This window comes from Vibrio sp. (assembly GCF_038138445.1).
Lineage (GTDB): Bacteria > Pseudomonadota > Gammaproteobacteria > Enterobacterales > Vibrionaceae > Vibrio.
In genome coordinates this window covers 87,948-98,453 of record NZ_JAYQDQ010000006.1, presented here as the reverse complement: position 1 = coordinate 98,453, position 10,506 = coordinate 87,948, and the positions used below count along the sequence as shown (strand labels likewise).

Below are 10,506 nucleotides of genomic sequence, written 5' to 3'. Positions count from 1 at the left end.
AGCTCTTAAAAGATGGCTATGCACTGGCGGATTTATGAGGGGATCCCTCAGTATTTAGCACCCAATTCTTAATTTGAAAGTAAATGTGATTTTCATTATGAACTACACCTTTAAAAACCTTAACGGCAATATGATTTGAGGCTGCTCTCAGTATTTACTCATTGACTGAATTAAACTGCAGGGCGACAAGTCGCTGATACAACTCGCAGCGTTCTAATAGCTGTTGATGATCCGCGATATCGACCAGCTTACCATCTTCTAAGACCGCAATCTGATCAGCATGTTGAATAGTCGATAAACGATGCGCAATAATGACCGTGGTTCTATTGTGCATCAAAGCATCAAGAGCTTGTTGAATATGATATTCACTCTCACTATCTAACGCACTCGTTGCTTCATCAAGTAATAATATCTCTGGATCCTTTAGAATAGCTCGTGCTATAGCGAGACGTTGACGTTGCCCACCAGACAGACGAATTCCTCGCTCACCAAGGAAGCTATTGTAGCCATCAGGTAATTTAAGAATAAAGTCATGTGCATGCGCTTTTTTCGCAGCATTGATGACTTCTTCATCTGTAGCATCCGGCTTACCATAACGAATATTGTAAAACACGTCTTGACTAAACAAAGCAGGCTGTTGAGGAACTAGCGCCATTTTTTGACGTAAGGCGTTAAGATCCAAATCGCGAATGTCGGTACCGCCCAGTGTTATTGACCCATGCTGCGGATCATAAAATCTCTGTAATAACTCAAATACTGTTGTTTTTCCTGCTCCTGAATGTCCTACTAACGCAACCACTTGACCTTGTTTAACTGTGAGCGTCAGCTTGTCAATAGCAGATTGCTTAGGCCTCGATGGGTAACAAAAAATCACATCATCAAATCTAAGTTCAGTAGAGAGACCACTCACATCAGTCAAAGGCGAGCTTGGGAGCTTAATTTGGTTCTCAACTTGAAGAAGTTCGATCAACCTCTCTGTTGCTCCCGCTGCTCTTTGTAGCTCCCCCATTACTTCGGATATTGTTGCCAACGATGATGCAACCATAATCGAATAGAACACAAATGCTGCTAGTTCCCCTCCTGAGATGGTGCCGTTAATCACATCATTCCCACCTACCCATAGCATGCCCGCAATAGCACTGAACACAATTAAGATAACCCCTGAGATTAGAATTGCTCTTTGTTTCACTCTTTGACGGCCAATATCAAAGGCTTTCTCTACTTCGATGCTGAAAGCGTGGCTTTCTAAACTCTGTCTAACGTAACTTTGAACTGTTTTAATCTGCTCTATCGCTTCACCTGCATAGCTCCCGACCTCAGCAATAGAATCCTGACTCTGTCGAGAGAGCCGTCTTACCCGCTTACCATAAAACAATATGGGTAGAATGATAACGGGGACAGAGATTAGAACAATCAGAGTTAACTTAATATTGGTCGCAAACAACATAATAATGGCGCCTAAGCACATCAGAGCACTGCGCATCGCCATTGAAAGTGATGACCCAATGATGCTTTGAAGCAGCGTTGTGTCAGTTGTTATTCTAGCCATGATGTCACCGCTTCCGTTAGTTTCAAAGTAACTAGGATGCAGTGTAATAACGTGATTAAATACCGCGAGACGAATATCTGCACTCACTCTCTCACCAACACTAGACACTAGGTAAAAACGAAAGAATGTGCCGACTGAGATCAATGACGTTACCAATAAAATAAAGCCAATGGCTACATTAAGCGCCTGCCCTGATTGCTGGGCAAAACCTTGATCAATGAGCAATCGGATACCCTGACCAACGGATAATGTTAGACACGCAGTCATGACTAGAGCCAACAATGCAGCCGAAACCTTCCAGCGATATGGACGAATAAATTGTATTAACTCGACCAATACATACAAAGATCGACGCTCAGTAATGGGCGAACTGCTTGATGAGAGAGAAGAAGTCGACTTGTTCAAGTCTGGCTGATGAACGCCACGCATAATACCGCCTAATAAATTGGGAGTTTAGTTAAAAGCTCAGATTTGTCTTTCGCTCGGCTTGTGGCAAAAGATTAACACTGCTCAGTACCGCCAGCCAATTGATTTAAGAATAGGAGCTGCTGAAGCTCTTGATCTGTCATTTGGTAATGTGTCATCGGTGAGGGAGTCTGTGTCAAAACTCCCTAGAGGATAACGTTTTCTAATGATTAAGAAAAAATGAATCTCTAGCTAACTATCCGAAACATATGAGATATTATCTTTAACTGCTAGCTAATAACGCGGCTTTTCTAAACAGATGTCAAGCCGCAATAGCAAACAGAATAATCGCCTATACCGTCGGTGGTCTATACATTGGAGTAGATATTGCTTTACCACCAAAGGCTGCTGTCATTAACATCCCGTACTGCATTTTTTGAGAAGAGGTTACCTGTTTTAATTGTCCCTCATACATTGTTCACCACACCATTCTATCAATACATACCAAGTCCATTGATATTACTACCCAAATAAGATTCGATCACCAGTAGGATTGTGATTAATCGGTAAACTATACCAACCAGATTTGTGAGCATTATAGTTATTGACCTTAGTGTAAGCTGACATTTAGTATCAATATCTATCCAAGCGTCTGAAAAAGGGGGGATAATGGTAAAGACACGTGTTCGATGGGCTATTGCTGGCCTAGGAAAAATAGCCCACAGGTTTGCCGATGACCTAACCAAGCATGTTGAAAATGGGTATTTATACGCCGTTGCGTCTCGATCAGAACAACGGTCACAAGCGTTTTCAGATCAGTACAATACAGAAAAGGCCTACGCCTCGTATCAAGAGCTGGCAAACGATCCGAGTGTTGATGCCGTTTACATCGCGACCATCCATCCTTTTCACTATGAAATGGCCCAATTGTTTTTAAGTGCTGGCAAACACGTATTAGTAGAAAAGCCTGCTTTTACGACCGTGAAAGATTGGGATGAAATGCAGAGTCTAGCCTCTGAAAAGAAAGTGCTCTTATTAGAAGCAATGAAGTCCGTCACTTTCCCTGCTTATCAGAGTCTGTGCCAGTTTATCATTCAAAACAATATCGAAATCACTTCAATTAAAGCCGCTTTTGGCAATTGGCACGAGTTTGATACTGAGCAACAAATATTCAACCCCGACTTGTGCGGAGGCGCAACTCTAGATGTAGGGGTATACCCACTGTGGTTATATGTCAGTTTATGTCACCTGACTGGCTCTGAAATTTCGACCCCAAAAGTCAACTATTGGCAAGACAACCCAGGATCTGAGGTAGATGAAACTATCGAGTTCAACTTTTCACGAGGCATCAAGGGTAATATTAAAGCCTCAATTACGCAAAATTTAGAGCGCCGTGCCACTATACAAGGTCCTAATATAGAGATAATCATTCATGACAAATGGTGGAATCCAGCTAAGATTGATGTGATCTATAAGGGAGAGCATAGTGTCATCTCTTACCCATTAGTAGGAGGAGGCTTTGAACATGAAGCAACTCACGTCTCTGAACTTATTCTCAATGGTGAAACCAGCTCACCACTACTGAGAACCGAGACAAGCCGAAAAGTTATCGACATTATGGAGCAAAGCCTTATCGACAAAGGATTTGCAACACTTTTAGCAAGAACAGTTTAAACGAGTTTAGAGAGGCTAGTTGCCTCTCTGCATTTAAATTAAGGGAGAAAATTGCCCCTTAGATCTCATAAAACCATGTGTCGTACTGCAAGTCCAGTAGCTCAGGTTGACCTTTCTCAAGTTGATATAAGTGAAACTGGCTCAGCGGGGGCGAATATACGTGCAAAGTAACCAAAGGTTTATCACCCGCCTGTAAATTGGAAATTTGATGGATATCATTATCCATACTCACGGTAACACTTCCCTCTGGGTGGTGTGTCGATTCGGCCGCATAAATATAACCATTCTCAGCGGTCTCAAATAGAGTCTCAGTCGCCTCTCCCTTCAATACACGAACACCGCAAGCTGTATTCAGATGATCATGGATCTTACTTCTTTGACCATTGAGCCAGCTCAAGATCAATACTTCACAATGCTGATTTTTAAATAAACGCTTACGACAATAATTATCTTTATCAAAGCTTGCTAACGATCTTATTTCGTCATCTTTAAGATCCACACTGTCTAATATAAATCGAATCATTGATAACGACATAGGTTTATTTACTAACTGAATATGCTCGATAAAAGACTGAAAGTTGAGTTTAAAGTCACTATCAAGCAACGCCGCTAGTGCTGGTAAGCTCATTGTCTGTGGATGTCGCAAGTTACCCTCCCCATCTTGGTATCGATGTTACTTTATTGTTATAAGATAATGATCCAGTAGACACGTAAATGTATCAAAAGTGCAAAGCTGGAACTTCAATTAACGACAGAAGTCACACATAAAGGGTAATAAATATGAAAATTATTTACACACAGAAAAGTTCATCAAAATATTTGCTACTAATAACACCTTAAACACACAATGAGTTAGCTTTAACCTTGACTGTAAGAGAATGATTAATCATTTTTCTAAGCCAAATATGACTCGGATCCGTTGCCTTTCTTTTATGCCAAATCGCGTCAAAGTTGAACGAATCAATGTGAAATGGAGGCCTGAATGTCACGAGTTCTGGCTGCTTTTCCAATGCTCCCAATGCCCTCTTAGCTACCGTTAGTATCAAGTCCGTACCTTTCACTAATTCGCCAGCAATACTCCAATGAGGAAGGATCAAGCTAATATTACGTTTATGTCCGATTCTACTTAGCGAACTATCAATTTCATTATCCACACCTTCTTTAAGCGCAACAAGTAGGTGAAAACGAGACAACCAATCCGATAAGCTCAAGTAACCACTCTCAGGGAGTGTAGACTTATCGGCTACGCAAATAAACTCCTCTTCAAACAGTGTTTCTGTCTGCAGATCTGTACCTACTTCCGGAAAGACCCCAAAAGCCATATCGCATTCACCGTCCATAACACTAGCTATCATTGCCTCTCTGCTGCCGTGCTTTACGATAAACTTTATATTCGGAGCAATTGCACGTATCTGAGACAATAAATTGGGTAAAAGTACCCTAGCACCATAATCTGACATCGCAATCCGAAAAGTTCGGCTTGCGAGTCTTGGAGAAAACTCTGGCGGCTCAAATAAAGTTGTCAGCTGAGCGAGAGCCTCTTCCAAAGGCTGTAGAAGTTCTTCGGCTTTCGACGTTAGCTCCAACTTCCCCGCTCGGCGAATCAGAAGTGGATCGTCAAACGTTTTTCGAAGATAGGCTAAAGAGTGACTAACCGCAGGTTGGCTTTTACTGAGCCGAATTGCAGCACGGGAAATATGTTTTTCAGACAACAGTGCCTGTAAGGTTACTAAGTGATTGAGATCAACTCGTCTTAGATAATTCATATTTGGGCTTGTAAACGGCATTCTTACTTAACTCATTGTACAATATAAAAAAATAAACTTACTTTCAATTCACCTATCGCCTTATGAGCTGTAGTTTGGGCGCACTCCAAATTTTTAAAGAGTGGGTATGCTTGGCTGCGTTACCCAAATAAATTGGACAGGATACCGGATGTAAGCAAGCGCTCAAAATATACTTATGGCGATGTGCTAAGCTACTCATAGATAATGCAACGCTCTTCATCACTAGCAAAAGATTTTTGTTCGGGGTGCTTTTCTATGGTGCCAAAGGGCAGTTGAGCAATCATCCTCCAGGTACTGGGAATACTCCACTCTTGCGCTACACCTGCATCAATGATTGGATTGTAGTGTTGTAGGGAAGCTCCTATATGTTCAGCGGCTAACGCCGTCCAAACCGAAAGTTGCGCCATACCATTGGCCTGTTCAGACCAACTTTCTATGTTATCGGCATATAAGGGATCGCTTTGCTGTAATTCTTTAACCACTGCAGTATCTTCAAAAAACAGCACCGTACCAAAACCTGATGCAAAGCATGTATCAATCTTTGATAGGCTTGTATCTAATGCGTCAGATGTCAGCACCTTACTTAACTCATGCTTAACTAGAGCCCAAAGTTTGCAGTGATGATTGCCAAATAGTACGACAACACGCGCACTTTGAGAGTTAAATACCGAGGGCGATAACTTGATCGCTCTATTGACAAGATCCGAGATATACTTCTTGGGTTGAGTGACACTGTTACCCAAGCAATATATAGAACGTCTCCTTTCTAGGTCGAGCAAAAATGAATTTTTCATTAGCATTCCCATGTTAATATTCTATTAATGATAACTGTACTTCTTTCTCTAAAGGGAGCTGTATTGCCTTTATTCATCTAACTTAGGAAAACCATTCCTATAGCAATAGCCATAGCTAAATCATGGAATCTGATTCATCTCGCCAGCAAGCTTAATAATAAAAAATGAATCAAAACTTTGAATATAAATACTATGCATCAACTTTGCACAACTAAGTCTAGTCATAAAAAACTCTCAACTTGAATAAAGAATCTTCATTTATCAACAAATGCGACGTAGCGACAGCCATTAGCATAAGAATTGACGTGCTTAAAGAGTTTTGATGCATATTATTTACTGTAATCATTTCTCCATGCTCATTCTCACACAATTTTTCGTCCAATTGAAATTCGTATGACGAATGAAATTAGGGAAAAAATTCCACCTTATTCACATAATGAATATTTATCCGAAAAATCAAAGGTTTAGTACAGACTAACTCCTTTTATACTTGTTAGTCAACTTATTCTATACCATAACAATTGCATATTTAATCCGTTAAGTTTAAACCAGAATATATTAATTAATAATTAAAAATATCTTATACCTTATAACTAATTACGCATCTAAATTAAAATAGAAAAAATTAAGAAAAATATAATAAAACCGATTAAATACTCTATTATTTAAATCAAGATATTTAATAAAAATAAAATAGAAGGTTAATTATATTAACATAAATTTTTTGGTTGTTATTTTTACATCATTATCTTTCATAGATGTTTATCATCCTTTACATGTCATCACTGTATAACAGGTTCAGATATCTGATACGACCTGTTTTTTACCTCTTAACCTATATAAAAAAAACATGTAAGTTAGTAATAAACTGACCTAACTTCATATTACCTTACATAGAAATATGAAGTAGTCTAGTAATCAGTATTACAGTCATACGACTCAAAAAGGGCATAGACTATGACCAAAACAGCTGTCATCACAGGTGCTAGCCGTGGCATCGGTAAAGCGATATCCCACTACCTTGCTGAGCAAGGCTACAATTTAGTGCTACTCGCTAATAACACAGATAACCTAAAGAAACTTAGTTCTCAGCTCAGTCTAGATTTCCCTAATCTATCTATACAAAATTTTAGCGTAGATCTTTCTCATCCAGAAACAGTGGATACATCAATTCAAGCCATTTTAGCCGAGCTGGAAACTATCGACATACTCGTCAGCAGTGCTGGTGTATTAACAGCAGGTCACATTGATGTTTCTACCTCTCAACTCATAAAATTAGTGAATGTTAATCTAACTTCGACCATGCTTATTTGTAATGCAGTAGCACAAAGAATGCGCCAACAAAAATATGGGGAAATATACAATCTTGGCTCAACAGCAGGTTTATCTCCTGTCTCTAAAATTGGCGCTTATTCAGCCACAAAATCTGCAATAGTAAGCTATAGCCAGTCACTTTATCAGGAGCTTTTGCCACACAATATAAAGGTATGTTGTTTATGTCCAAGCGTTGTGGATACAGACATGACTAACGATGGAAGAATTGACAATTCACTCAAAATTGAAACCACAGATATCACCAAAGCAATGGACTTTATTCGCCAGTTGTCTTCAGGAGCCTCGATGTCCGTTCTGCCAATACGATGTAAGGTGATTGATATGGAAAGTTAAGGATGAAAAGGGCTACTTAGCGTAGCCCTCTTGAGTGACAAAATAGCAAATTAACGACTTTGAAGTTCGTCAAAAATGGCTTCTGCATCAACAACACCGCCAGAGACGGACAAAGTACTAAATGGCACTAGTTCTTCTGGAGTGGTCGGATTTTTGACTAAAAGTTCTGGGTAAGTACGAGCCTTACTCATCAATAGCTCTTTCAGCTCGACTGCAGACAAATCAGGGTAATGAGACCATACCATAGCAGCTACTCCTGAGACTACAGGTGCTGCCATACTAGTACCACTATATGTGGAATAAGTATTGTCAGGCGTTGAAGACAGAACTCGATAACCAGGAGCAAATACATCTACTGTTTCCTGACCATAGTTACTGAAGCTCGCTACAAGAGCATCATCGGCATATTTAGCTGAGGCTCCGATATCCATCCAAGTTGAGATAGGTTTAGACCACTGGTGTTTCGCAAACCGATTTGGAAAGCTTGGTTTAACATCATTATCATTACGGCTGTTACCAGCAGAATGAACGATTAGAACTCCTTTACGTGCCGCATAGCGAAACGCATGATCAACAACAAACTTGCGCGGAGAGTAGCTCTTACCAAAGCTCATATTGATGATCTTTGCCCCGTTATCGACTGCATAACGAACGGCATTAGCTATGTCTTTGTCCCTTTCATCACCATTTGGCACCATACGAACTGCCATTATCTGAGCGTGTTGGGCTATGCCATCAATACCAGTTCCATTTCGACGTTCAGCAGCAATAATTCCAGCAACATGTGTACCGTGCGATCCTACCGGACCTTTAACATCATTGTTGCCGTAACCTTTTTCCCACGCATTATCGATGTCATCCAAAACAATATCTTTACGTGTATCGAACTCTAAATTGTAGTGATAATCAAGAGCTGTCTGGTAGCGTGTTTTGCGTGATTCTAAATAGTCAATTGAATACCATGACTCAAACACAGCCAACAAACCCTTTGCCGCCTCTACCACTTCTGGATTTGAATTCGTAAGTAGTATTTGCAAACCATCGACAGTGAAATCTTTATGTTCAACTAGCCCTAGAATAATGGCTTTAAAGCCATTAGCTTCATCAGTAGCTTTGATCACTTTCTCAAGAAGATTTTGGTTATTAGATACAGAGCTTTGATAGTCAGCTTCTACACCTTTGTAATATTCGAGCGCCTTAGGCGGAATCCACTCTTGCTCTGCGACCATTTCAAGATACTTCTTGTATTCTCTAGTAACTTCCAAAGTATCTTGGTCAACGTTTACACCTAAAGAGTTGCCCAAAAAGTTCCAGCCATGAATATCATCAATGTAACCATTACCGTCATCATCGATGCCATTACCGGGGATCTCATCTTCATTTGTCCACAGCTTGCTTTTTAAATCTTCGTGCTCAATGTCAACACCAGAATCAAGTACCGCAACAATCACTGGTTGAGGTTTCAGTGGTGGAAGCATAGATTCATACACATAGTCAGCACCAACACCCTGTAGATTCGAGTAATTTGCTGACATATTGAACCAGTCGCCTCTTTGCTCTGAAGGAGGAATCATCATGCTCATAGGGGAGAAAGCGACAGGCTTGATCGATTGCTGTGAATAATCTTCGACAATATTTCCTTTTACATCGGTGACAAAAGGACTTGGCTCAACAGTAATACCCGCAGAGACCGACGCCGACGCCATAATAGCAATGGCAAGCGTAGAAAGTTTATATCCATTTTTCATTTTAATTACATCCTATTTAATTAAGCGCTTAAAAAGCGAACAAAACGATAAGATGCAAAGCTCATAAGGTCATTCATATCATCAGCTAAATGATATTAAGATCTCACTATTGTCGACATTTATCTCTTAAAGTTTGAGATAAATTCTATTGATAATTAACTCACAAACAATTTATAGAAAAAATATTAAAGGCATTATTCTAAGTACTGTATGGCATATGGATAAATATCCTATTTTTATATCTTCATACAGTGTGAAATAATCGTAAAACATCACAAATTTGTATTATAAACTTGAAGAATATATCGGACATGCTTAACTAAGATCGACTTAAGTGATTGAAATTTATAATACTGAAATCTGAGGAGTAGGCATGGAGCTTAGACGATCATTTCAAGAACAAATCCCCAATAACCATTGTTTTGGTTGTGGGCCTCAGAATAACCAAGGGTTGAAAATTCAGAGCTACTGGAGTGGTGAAAACGAATCTGTGTGTGATTTTACCCCATTACCACACCACAGTGCTGGACCGTTGCACTTTCTTAATGGTGGCATCATTTCAACCATTATCGACTGCCACAGCGTGTGTACTGCAATTGCCAAAGGCTATCTGATGCGTGGGAGGGAGATAGGACAAGGCGAGTTAGTATGGTTTGCAACTGGGAATTTAGAGGTAAAATTTGCAAAACCAGTCCCCATTGACAGCCATGTTCGGTTAGTCGCAACAATTTCGGAAGCGAAAGAAAGTAAAATTGTACTCGATTGCAATTTGTTTGCCGATGACACTCTGTGCTGTCAAAGTACAATTGTCGCTGTAAAAGTCCCTAACCAATGGTTTGAACCTAGACAGTGAATTATGTCGCATTAAGCCAGCACTTTAA

General features: G+C 39.9%; 8 protein-coding genes. 3 read left to right on the top strand and 5 right to left on the bottom strand.

Translation table 11 applies throughout. The features are described 5' to 3' along the window. Positions 1–154 precede the first annotated feature (154 nt). The gene (locus tag AAFM34_RS03745; protein ID WP_341660107.1) at positions 155–1,978 is read right to left on the bottom strand and encodes an ABC transporter transmembrane domain-containing protein; all 1,824 of its coding nucleotides are present in this window, start codon (positions 1,976–1,978) and stop codon (positions 155–157) included. A 645-nt stretch (positions 1,979–2,623) separates the two neighbouring features. Here AAFM34_RS03745 and AAFM34_RS03740 point away from each other — a divergent pair. Further along, a complete protein-coding gene (locus tag AAFM34_RS03740) occupies positions 2,624–3,628 on the top strand; it encodes a Gfo/Idh/MocA family oxidoreductase (RefSeq protein WP_341660105.1) in 1,005 nt (334 codons plus the stop codon). Positions 3,629–3,686: 58 nt separating this feature from the next. On the opposite strand, the gene AAFM34_RS03735 is transcribed toward AAFM34_RS03740, so the two are convergent. The 3 genes from AAFM34_RS03735 to AAFM34_RS03725 form a co-directional block, all read right to left on the bottom strand. Beyond that, a complete protein-coding gene (locus tag AAFM34_RS03735; protein ID WP_341660111.1) occupies positions 3,687–4,256 on the bottom strand; it encodes a cysteine dioxygenase family protein in 570 nt (189 codons plus the stop codon). 208 nt (positions 4,257–4,464) lie between these two features. Continuing rightward, a complete protein-coding gene (locus AAFM34_RS03730) occupies positions 4,465–5,415 on the bottom strand; it encodes a LysR family transcriptional regulator (RefSeq protein ID WP_341660103.1) in 951 nt (316 codons plus the stop codon). A 191-nt stretch (positions 5,416–5,606) separates the two neighbouring features. Beyond that, on the bottom strand, positions 5,607–6,209 hold the full coding sequence (locus tag AAFM34_RS03725; protein ID WP_341660101.1) for a nitroreductase family protein: 603 nt from the start codon (positions 6,207–6,209) through the stop codon (positions 5,607–5,609). Between the two features lie 957 nt (positions 6,210–7,166). Here AAFM34_RS03725 and AAFM34_RS03720 point away from each other — a divergent pair. Next, positions 7,167–7,877, top strand: coding sequence for an SDR family NAD(P)-dependent oxidoreductase (locus tag AAFM34_RS03720; protein ID WP_341660099.1), 711 nt, complete (start codon positions 7,167–7,169; stop codon positions 7,875–7,877). 50 nt (positions 7,878–7,927) lie between these two features. On the opposite strand, the gene AAFM34_RS03715 is transcribed toward AAFM34_RS03720, so the two are convergent. After that, complete coding sequence (locus tag AAFM34_RS03715) at positions 7,928–9,625, bottom strand: S8 family peptidase (protein WP_341660097.1); 1,698 nt, start codon at positions 9,623–9,625, stop codon at positions 7,928–7,930. A 373-nt stretch (positions 9,626–9,998) separates the two neighbouring features. On the opposite strand from AAFM34_RS03715, the gene AAFM34_RS03710 reads away from it, so the two are divergent. Next, entirely contained in the window at positions 9,999–10,478 is a 480-nt protein-coding gene (locus tag AAFM34_RS03710; protein ID WP_341660096.1) for a PaaI family thioesterase, read from the top strand. The last annotated feature ends 28 nt before the right edge of the window (positions 10,479–10,506 follow it).

Bases quoted from the DNA above. Each gene is read 5' to 3' on its own strand.
- AAFM34_RS03745 (WP_341660107.1), bottom strand. From the start codon at position 1,978: ATGCGTGGCGTTCATCAGCCAGACTTGAACAAGTCGACTTCTTCTCTC.
- AAFM34_RS03740 (WP_341660105.1), top strand. From the start codon at position 2,624: ATGGTAAAGACACGTGTTCGATGGGCTATTGCTGGCCTAGGAAAAATA.
- AAFM34_RS03735 (WP_341660111.1), bottom strand. From the start codon at position 4,256: ATGAGCTTACCAGCACTAGCGGCGTTGCTTGATAGTGACTTTAAACTC.
- AAFM34_RS03730 (WP_341660103.1), bottom strand. From the start codon at position 5,415: ATGCCGTTTACAAGCCCAAATATGAATTATCTAAGACGAGTTGATCTC.
- AAFM34_RS03725 (WP_341660101.1), bottom strand. From the start codon at position 6,209: ATGAAAAATTCATTTTTGCTCGACCTAGAAAGGAGACGTTCTATATAT.
- AAFM34_RS03720 (WP_341660099.1), top strand. From the start codon at position 7,167: ATGACCAAAACAGCTGTCATCACAGGTGCTAGCCGTGGCATCGGTAAA.
- AAFM34_RS03715 (WP_341660097.1), bottom strand. From the start codon at position 9,625: ATGAAAAATGGATATAAACTTTCTACGCTTGCCATTGCTATTATGGCG.
- AAFM34_RS03710 (WP_341660096.1), top strand. From the start codon at position 9,999: ATGGAGCTTAGACGATCATTTCAAGAACAAATCCCCAATAACCATTGT.